Annotated in this window: 11 protein-coding genes; 6 read left to right on the top strand and 5 right to left on the bottom strand. The window is 72.3% G+C overall.

The annotated features are described in order from the left end of the window. Positions 1-53 precede the first annotated feature (53 nt). The 3 genes from pulA to IEY86_RS00175 all read left to right on the top strand — a co-directional run bounded on the left by pulA (position 54) and on the right by IEY86_RS00175 (position 7010). The gene (gene pulA / locus IEY86_RS00185) at positions 54-5378 is read left to right on the top strand and encodes a pullulanase-type alpha-1,6-glucosidase (protein ID WP_229698084.1); all 5325 of its coding nucleotides are present in this window, start codon (positions 54-56) and stop codon (positions 5376-5378) included. A gap of 214 nt (positions 5379-5592) precedes the next feature. Continuing rightward, positions 5593-6177, top strand: coding sequence for a sigma-70 family RNA polymerase sigma factor (locus tag IEY86_RS00180; RefSeq protein WP_189129360.1), 585 nt, complete (start codon positions 5593-5595; stop codon positions 6175-6177). After that, positions 6174-7010: an anti-sigma factor gene (locus IEY86_RS00175; RefSeq protein ID WP_189129359.1), complete on the top strand. Its 837-nt coding sequence runs from the start codon at positions 6174-6176 to the stop codon at positions 7008-7010. Before IEY86_RS00180 ends, IEY86_RS00175 begins: the two co-directional genes overlap by 4 nt. A gap of 113 nt (positions 7011-7123) precedes the next feature. Here the strand turns inward: IEY86_RS00175 and IEY86_RS00170 are convergent, their stop codons facing one another. Genes IEY86_RS00170 through IEY86_RS00155 form a run of 4 tightly spaced genes read right to left on the bottom strand, consistent with a single transcriptional unit; the run spans position 7124 to position 11374 of the window. Beyond that, entirely contained in the window at positions 7124-7915 is a 792-nt protein-coding gene (locus tag IEY86_RS00170; protein ID WP_189129358.1) for a DUF1295 domain-containing protein, read from the bottom strand. Next, a complete protein-coding gene (locus IEY86_RS00165; protein ID WP_189129707.1) occupies positions 7912-9297 on the bottom strand; it encodes an SAM-dependent methyltransferase in 1386 nt (461 codons plus the stop codon). The genes IEY86_RS00170 and IEY86_RS00165 overlap by 4 nt, the downstream gene beginning before the upstream one ends. A 50-nt stretch (positions 9298-9347) precedes the next feature. Next, positions 9348-10103: a DUF1365 domain-containing protein gene (locus tag IEY86_RS00160; RefSeq protein WP_189129706.1), complete on the bottom strand. Its 756-nt coding sequence runs from the start codon at positions 10101-10103 to the stop codon at positions 9348-9350. Further along, entirely contained in the window at positions 10100-11374 is a 1275-nt protein-coding gene (locus IEY86_RS00155) for an NAD(P)/FAD-dependent oxidoreductase (RefSeq protein WP_189129357.1), read from the bottom strand. Before IEY86_RS00155 ends, IEY86_RS00160 begins: the two co-directional genes overlap by 4 nt. Before the next feature lie 220 nt (positions 11375-11594). Between IEY86_RS00155 and IEY86_RS00150 the strand changes: the two genes are divergently transcribed. Next, positions 11595-12488, top strand: coding sequence for a Gfo/Idh/MocA family protein (locus IEY86_RS00150; protein WP_189129705.1), 894 nt, complete (start codon positions 11595-11597; stop codon positions 12486-12488). Here the strand turns inward: IEY86_RS00150 and IEY86_RS00145 are convergent. Continuing rightward, complete coding sequence (locus IEY86_RS00145; protein WP_189129356.1) at positions 12458-13459, bottom strand: AraC family transcriptional regulator; 1002 nt, start codon at positions 13457-13459, stop codon at positions 12458-12460. The two genes, IEY86_RS00150 and IEY86_RS00145, sit on opposite strands and share 31 nt — an antisense overlap. 632 nt (positions 13460-14091) lie before the next feature. On the opposite strand from IEY86_RS00145, the gene IEY86_RS00140 reads away from it, so the two are divergent. Next, the gene (locus IEY86_RS00140; RefSeq protein WP_229698044.1) at positions 14092-14925 is read left to right on the top strand and encodes a polysaccharide deacetylase family protein; all 834 of its coding nucleotides are present in this window, start codon (positions 14092-14094) and stop codon (positions 14923-14925) included. Continuing rightward, a complete protein-coding gene (locus IEY86_RS00135; protein WP_189129355.1) occupies positions 14922-16079 on the top strand; it encodes a YncE family protein in 1158 nt (385 codons plus the stop codon). Before IEY86_RS00140 ends, IEY86_RS00135 begins: the two co-directional genes overlap by 4 nt. Positions 16080-16120 lie beyond the last annotated feature (41 nt).

Raw genomic sequence — 16120 nt, 5'->3', positions numbered from 1 at the left:
CCTTGACGCGCTCCAGGCGCAGGACCCTCGGTTCCGCCGCGGCGACCGCGGCCATGGCCCTCCTCGCGGCGCTCGTGCCCACGGCGCTCGTGCCCGCGGCGGCGGCCGCGCAGGCGGCTCCCGCGCCGCCCCCTCCGCCCTCCGACCGGGCTCTCGCGGCCCAGCCCGCCCGCCACGACCTGACCCGCGAGCAGTACTACTTTGTCCTGCCGGACCGTTTCGCCAATGGCGACAAGGCCAATGACCTCGGAGGGCTCGACGGCGACCGGCTCCACACCGGCTTCGACCCGGCCGACAAGGGCTTCTACCAGGGCGGCGACCTCAAGGGCCTGACCCGCGAGCTGGACTACATCAAGGGCCTGGGCACCACCGCCATCTGGATGGCCCCGATCTTCAAGAACAAGCCCGTGCAGGGCGAGGGCAAGAACGCCTCCGCGGGCTACCACGGCTACTGGATCACCGACTTCACCCGGGTCGACCCGCACTTCGGCACCAACGCCGATCTGAAGAAGCTGATCTCCAAGGCCCACGCCAAGGGCATGAAGGTCTTCTTCGACGTCATCACCAACCACACCGCGGACACCGTCGACTACGCCGAGAAGGCCTACGGCTACCGGTCCAAGGGCGCCTACCCCTACCTCGACCGCGAGGGCAGGCCCTTCGACGACCGCGACGGGATGAAGGCGGTGGACGCGGACGCCTTCCCCTACACCCCCCGGGTCACCTCCGCGGACAAGGTCCCCGCCTGGCTCAACGACCCGGCGATGTACCACAACCGGGGCGACTCGACCTTCGCCGGCGAGAGCAGTGAGTACGGCGACTTCTCCGGCCTGGACGACCTGTGGACCGAGCGTCCCGAGGTGGTCCGGGGCATGGAGCGGATCTACCGGCGCTGGGTGCGCGACTTCGCCGTGGACGGCTTCCGCATCGACACCGTCAAACACGTCGACCTGGACTTCTGGACCCAGTGGGCGACCGCGCTGGACGCCTACGCGGCCAAGCACGGCCGCCGCGACTTCTTCATGTTCGGCGAGATCTTCGACGGCGACCCCGAGCACACCTCCCCCTATGTGACGCGGGGACGCCTCGACGCCACGCTGGACTTCCCGTTCCAGCAGGCGGCGCGCTCCTACGCCTCCCAGGGCGGCTCCGCGCAGGCCCTCGCCAAGGTCTTCGCCCAGGACTACCGCTACACCACCGACAAGGCCAACGCCTACGAGCAGGTCACCTTCCTCGGCAACCACGACATGGGGCGTGTCGGCGCCTTCGTCGCGCAGGACAACGCCGAGGCCGACGACGCCGCACTGCTGCGGCGGGACCGCTTCGCCCATGAGCTGATGTTCCTCACCCGCGGCCAGCCGGTGGTCTACTACGGCGACGAGCAGGGCTTCACCGGCGCGGGCGGGGACAAGGACGCACGCCAGACGCTGTTCGCCTCCCGGACCCCCGACTACCTCGACGACGACGAGATCGGCACGGACCGCACCCACGCCGACGACGCCTACGACCCCGAGCACCCCCTCTACCGCGCCATCGCGAAGCTGTCCGAGCTGACCAAGGACCACCCGGCGCTGCGCGACGGCGTCCAGGAGGAGCGGTACGCCGCCGAAGGAGCGGGCGTCTACGCCTTCTCGCGCACCGGGCTCACCGAGCGCGTCGAGTACGTCGTCGCGGTCAACAACGCCGCCGAGGCCAAGAAGGTCTCCCTGCCCACCCACTCCGCGCGGATGCCGTTCACCCGCGTCTACGGCGGCGAGGGCGGCGCCCGGGCCACCACGGGCGCCGACCGCGCGCTGGACATCGAGGTGCCGCCGCTGTCCGCCGTCGTCTACCAGGCGGACAAGCCGCTCGCCCAGCCCTCCGGCAGGCCGTCCATCACCCTGACCGCCCCGGAGCACGGAGCCACCGGCACCGTCGAGATCAGCGCCGACGTCCCCGGCGGCGGGCAGCAGGACGGCAGCGGGCTCGACCGGGTCGTCTTCGCAGCCCAGACCGGCAGCGCCAAGTGGAAGGTGCTCGGCAGTGCCGACCACGCGCCCTACCGGGTGACCCAGGACCTGTCGAAGGTGTCGCAGGGAACGCCTCTGCGGTACAAGGCCGTTGTGGTCGACACCGCCGGACACACCGCCCATGCCCTGGCCTCCAGCACCGCGGGCCAGGCACCGCTGCCGGACAAGCCCTCCGCCGTCCAGCGCGACTGGGCGATCGTGCACTACAAGCGCCCCGGCGGCGACTACGACGGCTGGCAGCTGAAGTCCGGGCAGACCGCGTCCCCGTTCACCGGCCGTGACGCCTACGGCGCGTTCGCCTGGGTCAAGGTCGGCCCGGACGCCTCGAAGGTGCCGTTCACCGTCGAGAAGGACGGGACCGCCGACGGGCCCGAGCGCGCCGTCGAGCCGGCCAGGACCGGGGAGGTCTGGATCGAGCAGGGCAAGGACGGCCTCGCCGAGAAGGCCCCCGACGGCGCCTATCCGCCGCAGGACACCAGGACCGCCGTCCTGCACTACCACCGCGCCGACGGCGACTACGACGGCTGGGGTCTGCACACCTGGACCGGCGCCGCCGAGCCCACCGACTGGTCCAAGCCGCTCCAGCCGGCGTCGAAGGACGCGTACGGAGTCACGTTCAAGGTCCCGCTGGCCGACGGCGCGGGCTCCCTGAGCTACATCGTGCACAAGGGCGACCAGAAGGACCTGCCCAGCGACCAGTCGCTCGACTTCGGCACGTACGGCCACGAGGTGTGGCTGCTCGACGGGCAGCCGAAGTACCTGCTGCCGAGCGTGGGCGGCGCGCCGGACACCGACCTGTCCAAGGCCCGCGCCCAGTGGATCGACCGGAACACCGTGGCATGGAAGGTGAAGGCCACCGACGCCACCAGCCAGCAACTCGTCTACGCCCCCCAGGGCGGTGTCGAGGTCAAGGACGGCGACCTGACCGACCCGGGCCACTGGCTGCGGCTGATCCCGGTCCCGGGCGGCCTCACCGAGGCGCAGCGGGCCGCGTTCCCGCATCTGAAGGACCACCCGGCCTTCACCGTGGACCCCCGCGACCGGGACCGTGTCCGCACGGCGCTCACCGGCCAGGTCATCGCCACCCAGCGGCGCTCCGACGGGGCGCTCACGGCCGCGACCGGTGTGCAGATCCCCGGTGTCCTCGACGACCTGTACGGGGCGGCCGCGGCCACCGCCCGTCTCGGCCCGGTCTTCCACGGCGGCCGCCCGTCGCTGTCGGTCTGGGCGCCGACCGCGCAGCGCGTGGCCCTGGAACTCGACGGGCACAGCGTCGCCATGCACCGCGACGACGCCACCGGGGTCTGGAAGGTGTCCGGCGAGCCCTCCTGGAAGGGCAAGCCGTACCGCTACCTGGTGACCGTGTGGGCCCCGGCCGCGCACAAGGTCGTCACCAACAAGGTCACCGACCCCTACTCGGTGGCGCTGACCGCCGACTCCGCCCGCAGCCTCGTCGTCGACCTCGACGACCCCGGGCTCGCCCCCAAGGGCTGGTCGGGCCTGCGCAAGCCCCCGGCCGTGCCGCTGACCCGGGCGCAGATCCAGGAGCTGCACATCCGCGACTTCTCCGTCGCCGACCGCACCTCCAGGCACCCGGGCCAGTACCTCGCCTTCACCGACAAGGGGTCCGCCGGGGTCCAGCATCTGCGGCGGCTCGCCAAGGCGGGCACCACCCATCTGCACCTGCTGCCCGCGTTCGACTTCTCCACCGTCCCCGAGCGCCGTGCCGACCAGGCCGAGCCCGACTGCGACCTGGCCTCGATGCCCCCGGACTCCGCCGAACAGCAGAAGTGCGTCACCGCCACGGCCGCCGAGGACGCCTACAACTGGGGGTACGACCCGCTGCACTACACCGTCCCCGAGGGCTCCTACGCCTCCGACCCGCAGGGCCCCGCCAGGACCGTGGAGTTCCGGCGCATGGTGCAGGGGATCAACGGCGCCGGTCTGCGCACCGTGATGGACGTCGTCTACAACCACACCTCGGCCTCCGGCCAGGACCCCAAGTCGGTACTGGACCGCATCGTCCCCGGCTACTACCACCGGCTGCTCGACGACGGAAAGGTGGCCGACTCCACCTGCTGCGCCAACACCGCGCCCGAGCACACGATGATGGGCAAGCTCGTCGTCGACTCGGTGGTCACCTGGGCCAAGGAGTACAAGGTCGACGGCTTCCGCTTCGACCTGATGGGCCACCACCCCAAGGCCAACATCCTGGCCGTGCGCAAGGCGCTCGACGCCCTGACCCCGGCCAAGGACGGCGTGGACGGCACATCGATCGTGCTCTACGGCGAGGGCTGGAACTTCGGCGAGGTCGCGGACGACACCCGTTTCGTCCAGGCCACGCAGAAGAACATGGCCGGCACCGGTGTCGCCACCTTCGACGACCGGTCGCGTGACGCCGTGCGCGGCGGCGGCCCGTTCGACGAGGACCCGCGCAAGCAGGGCTTCGGCTCCGGTCTCTACACCGACCCCAACGGTGCCGAGACCAATGGCTCCACCGACCAGCAGAGGGCCGCGCTGCTGCACGCCCAGGACCTGATCAAGCTCGGACTGTCAGGCAATCTGAGGGACTTCACCTTCACGGACTCCTCCGGCAAGCGGGTCAGGGGCTCCGAGGTCGACTACAACGGGGCGCCCGCGGGCTACGCCGCCGACCCCGGGGACGCGCTGTCCTATGTGGACGCGCACGACAACGAGACGCTCTACGACGCGCTCGCGTACAAGCTGCCGCGCGGGACCTCGGCGGCGGACCGCTCCCGGATGCAGGTGCTGTCCATGGCCACCGCCGCACTCTCCCAGGGCCCGGCGCTGTCCCAGGCGGGCACCGACCTGCTGCGCTCGAAGTCGCTGGACCGCAACTCCTTCGACAGCGGCGACTGGTTCAACGCCATCCACTGGAACTGCCGGGACGGCAACGGCTTCGGGCGGGGCCTGCCCCCGGCCGCGGACAACGGGTCCAAGTGGCCCTTCGCCGGGCCGCTGCTCGGCGACAGCGCCCTTCGGCCGGACTGCGGGGCGATCGAGGCCACCTCCTCCGCCTACCGGGACCTGCTCAGGATCCGCTCGACGGAGAAGGCGTTCGGCCTCACCAGCGCCGCCGACGTCCAGGACCGGCTCTCGTTCCCCCTCTCGGGCAAGGACGAGACTCCGGGAGTGATCACCATGCGGCTGGACCACCTGGTCGTCGTCTTCAACGCCACCCCGAAGGAGCAGGAGCAGAAGGTGCCGGACCTGGCGGGCCGGGCGATGCGGCTGCACCCGGTGCAGGCCGACGGCTCGGACGCGGTGGTGAAACGCTCCTCGTACGAGAAGGGATCCGGTACCTTCACGGTCCCGGCCCGGACGGTGGCGGTGTTCACCGACCGCTGACCGGCGACGCCGTGTACGACGGCGGGCGGCTCTCCCCACCGGCCGGGTGGGGGAGCCGCCCTCCGTCGTTGTCCAACCGGACCAATCCGCGGACAGGGTGCCTACGAAGGAGAAGTAGGCAACCCCGTCCTGTACCTGGAGGAACCATGCGCCGCACGTGCCCCCGCACCAGTCCCCGGTCGGCCGCTGCCGCGTCCACGCACGGCGGCGGCATATGAACGAGGTGGCTCCGTTCCCGCCCGCCCCGGGCCGGGAGCCCCTGCTCGAGGAACTGCTCGTGCGGGTGGCCCGAGGCGATCAGGAGGCGTTCGGGCGGGTGTACGACCGGGTCTCCGGTCCCGTGCTGGGGCTGGTGCGCCGGGTGCTGCGCGACCCCGCCCAGTACGAGGAGGTCGCCCAGGAGGTGATGGTCGACCTGTGGCGCACCGCCGCACGTTTCCAGCCCGACAGGGGCAGCGCGATGGCGTGGGTGATGACGCTGGCGCACCGCAGGGCGGTGGACCGGGTCCGCTCCTCGCAGGCGGCGGCGGACCGGGAGGAGCGGGCCGCGAGCCGCGGGCACGCGCCCGCGTTCGACGTGGTGGCCGAGCAGGTGGAGACCCGGCTCGAGCGCGAGCAGGTCAGGCGGTGCCTGCGCACGCTCACCGAGCTCCAGCGGCAGGCGGTCACGATGGCGTACTACCGGGGCTGCACCTACCGCGAGGTGGCCGAACTGCTGAATGTGCCCCTGGGCACCGTGAAGACCCGACTGCGTGACGGTTTGATCCGGCTGCGCGACTGCCTGGGGGTGACCGCATGACCGGCGCGGAGCTGCACACACTGACCGGCGCCTACGCGGTGCACGCCCTGTTCGGGCGGGAGCGCGAGGCGTTCCTGCGCCATCTGGTCGTGTGCGAGGCGTGCGCGCAGGAGGTGCGGGAACTGGAGGCCACGGCGGCCCGGCTGGGCTCGGCGGCCGCGGTGACCCCGCCGCCGCGGATGAAGGAGCAGGTGCTCGCCCGTATCGCCGACGTCCGCCAGCTTCCGCCGGAGGTCGAGGAGCCGACCGATCTGTCCGGGCCCGGTTGGCCGGGTGGTGTCGGCGGTCCGGGTGGTCCGGGTGGTCCGGGTGACGGGGCGAGGGCGCACCGGGGCGGCTCGCGGTGGGCCCGGAGGCTGCCGAAGTTCGCGCTGGCCGCGTGTCTGGCGGCCGCGAGCGTCGCGGGGGTGCTCGCCCACCAGTGGCGCGAGGACGCCCAGCGGGAGCAGGCCAGGGCCCACCGGGCCGAGCAGCGCGCCCGCGATCTGGCCGGTGTCCTCGGGGCGCCGGACGCGGTCTCCGCCACCGGAAGGATCAAGGGCGGCGGCAATGGCGTGGTCGTGTACTCGCGCAGCCGGGGCGAGGCCGCGTTCCTCGCCGGGGGTCTGCCGCAGCTGCCCGCCTCGAAGACGTACCAGCTGTGGTTCGACGACAACGGGACCATGCGGTCGGCCGGACTGCTGCGGCCGGACCAGGCGCACGACGCCGCCACGCTGCTGGCGCCGGATGTGCGCCAGGCCTCGGGGGTGGGGCTGACGGTGGAGCCGGCCGGTGGCTCGCGGGAGCCGTCGACCGCTCCCGTCCTCCTGCTGAACTTCCCGTCGTCGGCGTGAGCGGCGGGGCATCCGCGGCCGCCGGTGAGCGGGCCGACCGACCGACCGGCCCCGTGGCCCCCTCCTCCCCTCCTCCGAGGGGTCGCGGGGCCTTCACTCGAGAGCCCGGTGCCTCAGTGCGCGCGCGGCGGCAGGGGCAGGAAGCCGCTGGTGCGGGCCATGTACTCGGCGTAGCCGGGCCGGTCGGCCATGTGCCGCTCCAGCATCGGCTTGCCGCTGCCCCTGACCAGCAGAAAGCTCATCACGAGCGGCGAGACGACGGCGACCGCCGAGCTCCAGTGGCCGCAGGAGAGCGCATACAGGCCCCACCACACCAGGAAGTCACCGAAGTAGTTCGGGTGCCGGGTCAGACGCCACAGTCCCCGGTCCATGATCCGGCCGCGGTTGGCGGGGTCCTCCTTGAACCGGGTGAGCTGCCAGTCGCCGACACCCTCGAAGAACATGCCGACGACCCACAGCGCCGTACCCGCGGCCGCCTCCCACCCCGGCGGCCCGGGGATGTACTGCGCCGCCTGCACCGGCAGCGACACCAGCCACACCAGGGCGCCCTGGAGCAGGTAGACCATGCGCAGGGCGTAGAGGTCCCGGTTGCCCGGCGCCTTGGACAGCATCCGGGCGTAGCGCGGGTCCTCGCCGTGGCCGCGCCCGCGCCGGGCGATGTGCGCGGCCAGGCGCAGCCCCCACACCGCGGTGAGCACGGTGACCAGCAGCCGCCGTGTCCCGTCGCCTTCTCCCGCGGACATCCCGTACGAGGCCAGGGCCACCGCGGCGAAGGCGAGACCCCAGGCCGTGTCCACCACGCGGTGCACCCCCTTGGCCCGGGCGACCGCGAACGTCACCAGCATGACGGCGAGCGCGACCCCCGCGGCGACCGCGAGGTTCGCGCCGAACGCGCCCCAGTTCATCCCCCGGCACCTCCCGAGCGCGGCTCCCTCCCGGTCTCCTTCGCGGCCTCCCGGCCGGTTTCCTCCGTGGTCTCCCGCCCGGTCTCCTTCGCGGCCTCCAGCGCGGTCCGCGCCCTGGCCGGCGCCGACCGCGCTGTCAGCAGCATCTGCTGGACATCCAGATACCCCGAGCGGAACCCGGCCTCCGAGTAGGCGAGGTAGAAGGTCCACATCCGGCGGAAGGTGGCGTCGAAGCCCAGCTCGCCGACCCGCGCCTCCTCTTCGAAGAAACGTTCCCTCCAGAGTCGCAGCGTCTCGGCGTAGTGCGCTCCGAAGCCCTCCCGCTCCACCACCCGCAGCCCGGTGTCCTCGGCCGTGACCGCCTCCACCGCCTCCACCGAGGGCAGGAAGCCGCCGGGGAAGATGTACTTCTGGATCCAGGTGAACGTTCGACGGGTGGCCAGCATCCTGTCGTGCGGCATCGTGATCGCCTGGAGCGCGATCCGCCCGCCGGGCACCAGCCGCCGCTCCAGCGTGGAGAAGTACAGCGGCCAGAACTCCTCGCCCACCGCCTCGATCATCTCCACGCTGACCACGGCGTCGTAGGTCCCCGTCACCTGCCGGTAGTCGCGCAGCAGGACCGTCACACGGTCCTCGTGGCCCGCCTCGCGGATCCGCCGCACCGCCAGCCCGCGCTGTTCCTCCGACAGCGTCACCGACACCACCTCGGCGCCGCGCCCGGCCGCCCGCAGGGCCAGCTCTCCCCAGCCCGTGCCGATCTCGAGCAGGCGGGTGCCGCGCCCGACCCCGGCCAGATCCAGCAGCCGGTCGATCTTGCGGTGCTGGGCGGTGGCGAACGACTCCCAGGTCGCGGGGAAGGCCGGGAAGAGCGCCGCCGAGTACGACATGGTCTCGTCGAGGAAGACGGAGAACAGCTCATTGGACAGGTCGTAGTGGCGGTGGATGTTGTCGCGGGTGTTCTCCACGCTGTTGCGCTGCGAGGCCGGCTGCCGCAGCGCCCACAGCCCGCGCAGCCGCTGCAACGACGGCGGGACCAGCGCCGCCACGTTCGAGGCGAGCACGGTGAGCACGCCCACCAGGTCCCGTGCCTCCCACTCCCGGGCCATGAACGACTCGCCGAAGCCGATCAGGCCGACGGTCCCCACCCGGCGGAAGAACGCGCCGGGGTCTAGCAGTTCCATCACCGGCCCCCCGGTCCCCAACTCCTCGCCGTCCGGCAGCAGGACGGTCAGCGGCAGCCGTGACAGCGCCCCGCGCACCAACCGCTCCGCGAGGGCCGCCCGGGCCCGCGAGCAGCGAGGGACCGAGGCGACATCCGGCCACAGTCCCGGATCGACCGGCGTCGGCGACTTGTGCGCGTCCTCGGCGCAGGCGCCCCGCACGGACGCCTCCTGCGGCGGGACGGCTGTTCGACGGGACGACACGGGCACACTCACTCCAGACCCTCCTGGACTCTTGGACGGGGACGCGGCGCGACGGGAAGCCCGCGCAGGTACAGACGGATGCCGTGCAGGCGGATGGCCGCCGACACGGCGGCGGTGGACCAGGGATGGCGCACGGCCGCACGCAGCAGACCGGCGAGGGAAGCGGCTCGGCGCGCCCCGCTCACGGTCGCCGTGAACGGCCGCGCCCCCTCCCGCTCCAGCTGGACGGTCAGGTCGAGGCGTTCCCCCGGCTCCGGCAGCCGCATCCGGTAGCCGCCGTCGACGGGGAAGAACGGGGAGACGTAGAACGCCTTGTCCACCCGGTCGCGCCCCTCGGCGTCCGGGCGCAGCACGTAGCAGTGCCGCCCGCCGTAGGTGTTGTGGACCTCGGCGACCACGCACAGCGGTTCGCCGGAGCGGGCGCGGCACCAGTAGAGCGTCAGCGGGTTGAAGACGTATCCGAGGACACGGGCGTTGGCGAGCATCACCACCCGCCCCCCGTCCAGCTGGATGCCCCGGCTGTCCAGGAACCGCTCCAGGCCCGCCCGGATCGTCGGCTGCCCGCCGCCGAAGTGGTCCCTGGGGTCGAAACGGGCCAGCGGGCGCAGCACCCGCGGCAGCCGGGGCATGCGGTCGAGGTCGACCAGCCACAGATAGGTGCGGTGGCGGAACGAGTGCCGCAGCGGCCGGGTACGGGCATGGGTGACCACGCACTCGTAGAGCGCGGCGTGCGCCCCGGGACCGCCGGCCGTGGGCCCGTTCAGCACGCGGCCCCCAGCGAACGGGCGGCCTCCACCCCGGAACGGCAGCCGTCCTCGTGGAAGCCCCAGCCGTGGTACGCCCCCGCGAACGCCACCACCCCGTCGTTGAGCTCCGGCAGCCGCCGCTGCGCCGCCACCGACTCGGGGGTGTACACCGGGTGCTCGTACACCATCCGGTCCACCACCAGGTCAGGATCGACCCGGTCGGCGCCGCCCAGCGTGACCACGTAGGTGTCCGGCGCGGTGAGCCGCTGGAGCCGGTTCATGTCGTAGCTGACCCGCACCCGGTCGGAGGGGGAGGAACAGGAGGGCATCAGGTAGTTCCACGAGGCACGGGCCCCGGCGCTGCGCGGCAGGAGCGAGGTGTCGGTGTGCAGCAGGGTGGGGTTGCGGGAGTACCGGAAGGCGCCCAGCACCTCCCGTTCGTCGTCCGAGGGGTCGTCGAGCAGCCGCAGCGCCTGGTCCGGGTGGACGGCGATGAGCACGGCGTCCACCCGCTGGGAGTCGCCGTCGTCGGTGATGACGACGGCCCCGTCCGTGAAGCGCCGAACCGCCCGGACCGGGGTGGAGGTGTGCACGGCGGCGAGCTGTTTGGCGATGCGCTCGACGTACTCGCGCGAGCCGCCCGTGACCGTCCGCCAGGTGGGGGAGCCGGTCACCGAGAGCATCCCGTGGTGGTCGAGGAACGTGAACAGGTACCGCGCCGGGTACCGCAGGGCCGTCTGCGGCGGGCACGACCAGACCGCCGAGACCAGCGGAGTGACGAAGTGCGAGACGAAGTAGGAGGAGAAGCCGCCCTCGGCCAGGAACTCCTGGAGCGTCTGCACGGCGGTGCCTTCCCCGTCCCGCTCGGCGAGCACCCGGCGGGCCCTGCGGTGGAAGACGGGCACCTGCCCCAGCAGCCGCAGATAGCGGGGGCTGAGCGCCTTGCGGGGGCGGGCCAGCAGCCCCGCCGGGCCGCGCGCGCCCGCGTACTCGAGTCCGCACCCCTCGCAGCGCACGGACATGCTCATCTCGCAGTCCTGGGTGGCTACGCCGAGTTCACGGAACAGGCGCAGAAGGTTCGGATAGGTGCGCTCGTTGTGCACGATGAATCCGGTGTCCACGGCAAGCGAACGCCCTTCCCGCGTCCGGACGTCATGGGTGTGGGCATGCCCGCCGAGCCGGTCGTCGGCCTCGTACAGGGACACCTCGCACGTGCGCTGGAGCACGTGCGCGGCGGTCAGCCCGGCCACCCCCGCGCCGATGACGGCAACACTGCGCCGCGACTGCATCTTCGGCCCTCCCGGGGTCGACTGCTGTTCAAGGGATGTCGACTGCTTCTCACGATGTGCCTCAAGTTGCTTCTCAAGGGATTCGGAGCAGGTCGCGAGGTGGATTGGTCGGGCGCGCCGACCGTTCGCGTGAAAGGGTCTGCGCATCAGTTGACGGCCGTGACCCGAGGGGGCGCGGGAGCGTCATCGGCAGGGACGACTTCTCATGAAAGGCGGCAGTGTGCGCATAGGACTGCTGGGCACCGGACCGTGGGCGCGCATCGCCTACGCCCCCGCGCTGAGCGGGCACCCCGAGCTGGAGTTCACGGGTGTGTGGGGCCGCCGCAAGGAGGCGGCCGGCGAACTGGCCGGCGAGTACGGGATCCGCCCGTACCCGGACGTGGACGCCCTGCTCGCGGACGTCGACGCCGTCGCGATCGCCCTGCCGCCCTCGGTGCAGGCGTCGCTCGCCGTTCGGGCCGCACGGGCCGGCCGCCATCTCCTGCTGGACAAGCCCCTGGCCCTGACCTCGGAGGACGGCCGCGGGGTGGTGGAGGCGGCCGAGGAGACCGGGGTCGCCTCGGTGGTCTTCTTCACCACCCGCTTCGGCGTCGAGACGGCCGGGTGGATCGCGGAACAGGCCGTGGAGGACGGGTGGTTCACCGGCTCCGCCCAGTGGCTCGGCGCGGTGTTCAGCGGCGACAGCCCGTTCGCGGCGTCACCGTGGCGGCACGAGAAGGGAGCCCTGTGGGACGTCGGGCCGCACGCCCTGTCGGTCCTTCTGCCCGTGCTCGGCGATGTCGAGCAGGTGGAGGCCGCGGTGCACGGACCCGGGGACACCGTGCACCTGGTCCTCACCCACACGGGAGGAGCCTCCAGCACCGTGACGCTGAGCCTGACCGCCCCGGCCCATGCCGCCGGAGTGAGCGTGGAACTGCGGGGCGAGGCAGGGGTGACCACTTTGCCGGAGCGAAGTGACGGCCCGGTCCCGGCACTGGCCCGAGCCGCCGACGCGCTTCTGGCCGCCGCCCGCACCGGACGGCCGCACCCGTGCGACGCGGCGTTCGGCCTGCGGGTCGTGGAGGTCCTGGAGGCGGCCGAGACTCAGCTGCGCAGCGTCCTCGACGGGGAGTGACCGAAGCGGCGGCGGTAGAGCGCGGCGAACCGGCCCAGGTTGGAGAAGCCCCAGCGGTAGGCGACCGTGGTGACGTTGACGCCCGTGTCCCCGTCCGCCGCGCACAGTTCGGCGTGGGCGCGTACCAGCCTGATGTCCCGCAGATAGCCCAGCGGGGTCGTCTCCAGGTGGCGGCGGAACGCCTCCTGGAGCGCCCGCGGGCCGACCCGCGCGGCCGCCGCGATGTCGCCCACGGTGAGCGGCTGATCGGCGTTGTCCTCCATGAACATCACCGCCCTGCGCACGGCGGCGTGCCCCACGATCCCGGTCCGCTGCGGATCCACCCCGTCGGTGATCAGCCGGTGGGTCCCGACGAGGGTGGCGGCGGCCGCTTCCGACATGCTCCTGGCGACCAGGGGGTTCGACATCGCGACACCGCCCTCGGCGACCTCCCGTTGCAGCATGTCCGACATCCGGGCCCAGGACCGGTCGGCGGCCGGGGAGACGGCGGGGCCGAGGGTGAACCTCGTCCTGACGGCGTTCTCCATCCCCAACGCGTCGGCCGCGGCACGCTCCACCAGGTCCCTGGCGAGCCGTATGGTCACCATGCGGGCGCCCGGCTGCCAGTGCACCTGGAAACTGCGGTACGGATCGAGGACGTAGAACTCGCCGGCCTCGATGTCCCTTTCCTCGCGGCCCGGGGAGATCACCCGCACCCGGCCCTCGGTCAGCCTGCAGACCAGCAGATAGGAGCCCAGCGGCTCGGGGGCGACCAGGGTCTCCGCGCCGTAGGAGAGGCCGGAGACCGTGACACCGGGGAACCCGCCCTCGGCGTACCAGGCGGAGAAACGGTCGGGGTCGCGCAGGCAGCGCAGCTCGTAGGGGCTGTAGGCGGAGCTGATGATCTCGCGGGTCTCGTCGAGATCGCCGCTGTCCACGAGGGTTCGTAAGCCGCTCTTGCCGGTGGGGCCTTCACAGGGGTGCTCACTCATGGGGGAGATCCTTGGAGAACCTGGAGAACCTTGGAGAACCTTGGGGAGACCGCGTTTTCCGGCCGAGGACCGCGCTTGGTGAGTAGCTGGCCGAGGGATCCCGTTAGTACCGTTTCCTGTCGTCCTTCGTCAAGGAGCCGAGCGGGCTCCACACGCGCGAACGGTGTCCTTCCCGTGCCGTGGACGGAGGAGAGGCGGTTCGGCGGAGACGGCCTGCCCTGGGTCCGCGGGGGGATTCACGGCCGGTTGTCTCCGCGGCCGCCGGGACGGCGCCCTTGCGGCGCTGTTCCGCGCCCGCGCCGCGCCCTTGTCGCGCAGACGCGGCGCGCGTGCATTCGGTGGTATGCGAAGTCATCCGAAGTAGTGACCCTATTTACGTCAGCCACAGGGGCTTTGGCCATGGGTGGTCTGAGGCTTTGGGCGGGCTCGGACTGGTGCGCTGCCGGGCCGGGGGCTGGGATGAGGGGCTGGGACGGCGGGCTGGGGTGGCCGGTTGGGGTGGTCGGCCGGGACGGGGCCGGGGCCGGTTCGCGGGCGGCGCTCCGCGGCTCCGGTGGGTGAGTGCCGGGGCAAACGGGGGAGCGCCCCTCGAACATCTGCGAAGAAGCCCCTTCCGGATTACTTTGAGTCATATGTCCATGGAGCGCCGTGTCATGCTGCGAGCCGCGGCGGGCGGCGCCCTGGCCGCCGGCTGCGGCCGGCCGGAATCCGGGAAGGAATCCCGCCAAGGGGCCAAAGTCGGATCCAGGGAGGGATCCAGGGAGGGATCCGAGCGCGAATCCGGCCGTGAAGCCGGTTCCGCCTCGACGCGGCGGCCCTCGCCCGAGTCCAGCCCCTCGGGCTCCGGCTCCCCGTCCCGAGCCGGGCTGCCCGGGCAGATCACCAACGGCCCCCGCGACCGTCAGGCCGTCGCCCTCACCTTCCACGGACAGGGCGAATCCGCCCTCGCCACCGCCCTGCTGGGCGAAGCGGAGCGGGCCGGTGCCCGTATCACCGTCCTCGCGGTCGGCAGCTGGCTCGATGAACACCCCGAACTCGCCCGCCGCATCCTCGACGCGGGCCATGAGCTCGGCAACCACACCCAGAGCCACCGGGCCATCTGCGCCATGGACGAGAAAGCGGCCCACGCGGAGATCACCGGGTGTGCCGAACGCCTGCGCCGCCTCACCGGCTCCCAGGGCCGCTGGTTCCGCCCCTCGCAGGCCCGCCTCGCCACGCCCCTCGTCCAGAGCCTGGCCCGCCGGGAGGGCTACGCCGCCTGCCTCTCGTACGACCTGGACTCCCTCGACCACACCGATCCCGGGGCCGAGGCCGTCCAACGCAACGTCCTGCGGCAGGTGCGCCCCGGATCCGTGGTGAGCCTGCACCTCGGCCACCCCGGCACCGTGGCCGCCCTCCCCGCCCTGCTCGACGGGCTGCGCGGCCGCGGACTGCGCCCCGTCACCGCGACGGAGCTGCTGACATGACGCGTCGCCTCCCCCTGCCCCTGCTCGCCGCGGCCCTCGCCCTCGTCGTCGCGAGCTGCGTCACCTCCTCCGAGGTGGCCCGGCGCCCGGCCCAACGCTCCTCGGCCCAGCCCGTCCGCAGCGAAGGGCTCCCCGCGATGCCCCCGCTCCTCGACACCCACGACCTCTACGCGGCCGACCGCCCCGGAGCCCTCTCCGACGTCGTCAAGCACTTCCCGTCACGGGTCTATGTCCCCAACACACTGTCGGACACCGTCTCGGTCATCGACCCCGCCACCTACAAGGTCGTCGAGACCATCCGCGTCGGCGCGCAGCCGCAGCACGTCGTACCGTCCTGGGACCTCAAGACCCTGTGGGTCAACAACGACAAGGGCAACACCCTCACCCCCATCGACCCCGCCACCGGCAAGGCGGGCAAGCCTGTGGACGTCCACGACCCCTACAACCTCTACTTCACCCCGGACGGCAAGCACGCCGTCGTCATGGCCTCGCTGGACCATCAGCTCGTCTTCCGTGACGCCCACACCATGCGGACCGTCAAGGCCGTCCCGGTGCGGTGCTCCGGGGTGAACCACGCCGACTTCTCACCCGACGGCCGCTACTTCATCGTCTCCTGCGAGTTCTCCGGCGAACTGCTGAAGGTGGACACCGCCCGGATGGAGGTGATCGGCGAGCAGCGGCTGCCGAAGCCGGGCGCCATGCCGCAGGACGTGAAGATCTCCCCGGACGGGAAGACGTGGTACGTGGCCGATATGACGAGCCACGGCGTCTGGGTCCTCGACGGGGACCGGTTCACCACCCCCGAGCTGCTGCCCACCGGCAAGGGCGCGCACGGCCTCTACGTCAGCCGGGACTCCCGGCACCTCTACATCTCCAACCGCGGTGAGGGATCCATCTCCGTCCTCGACCTGGCCACGGGAAGGCTCGCGCGCAAATGGCAACTCCCTGGGGGAGGCAGTCCCGACATGGGCGGGGTCTCGGCGGACGGCAAGGTGCTGTGGCTCTCCGGCCGCTACAACTCCGAGGTCTACGCGATCGACACCGCCCATGGGCATCTGCTGGCGAAGATCAAGGTCGGCGGCGGCCCCCATGGGCTCGCGGTCTATCCGCAGCCCGGCCGCTACTCGCTGGGGCACACGGGGGTCTTCCGCTGACCGCCGCGGGCCCCTGTCGGGCCGCTGTCGGGCCCCTGTCG

This window comes from Wenjunlia tyrosinilytica, from assembly GCF_014646055.1.
Classification (GTDB): Bacteria; Actinomycetota; Actinomycetes; order Streptomycetales; family Streptomycetaceae; genus Wenjunlia; species Wenjunlia tyrosinilytica.
The sequence above is the reverse complement of the archived record's forward strand: the minus strand, read 5'-3'. Positions and strand labels throughout refer to the sequence as shown.

Bases quoted from the DNA above. Each gene is read 5' to 3' on its own strand.
- IEY86_RS00155 (WP_189129357.1), bottom strand. From the start codon at position 11,374: ATGCAGTCGCGGCGCAGTGTTGCCGTCATCGGCGCGGGGGTGGCCGGG.
- IEY86_RS00170 (WP_189129358.1), bottom strand. From the start codon at position 7,915: ATGAACTGGGGCGCGTTCGGCGCGAACCTCGCGGTCGCCGCGGGGGTC.
- IEY86_RS00180 (WP_189129360.1), top strand. From the start codon at position 5,593: ATGAACGAGGTGGCTCCGTTCCCGCCCGCCCCGGGCCGGGAGCCCCTG.
- IEY86_RS00140 (WP_229698044.1), top strand. From the start codon at position 14,092: ATGTCCATGGAGCGCCGTGTCATGCTGCGAGCCGCGGCGGGCGGCGCC.
- IEY86_RS00145 (WP_189129356.1), bottom strand. From the start codon at position 13,459: ATGAGTGAGCACCCCTGTGAAGGCCCCACCGGCAAGAGCGGCTTACGA.
- pulA (WP_229698084.1), top strand. From the start codon at position 54: ATGGCCCTCCTCGCGGCGCTCGTGCCCACGGCGCTCGTGCCCGCGGCG.
- IEY86_RS00135 (WP_189129355.1), top strand. From the start codon at position 14,922: ATGACGCGTCGCCTCCCCCTGCCCCTGCTCGCCGCGGCCCTCGCCCTC.
- IEY86_RS00175 (WP_189129359.1), top strand. From the start codon at position 6,174: ATGACCGGCGCGGAGCTGCACACACTGACCGGCGCCTACGCGGTGCAC.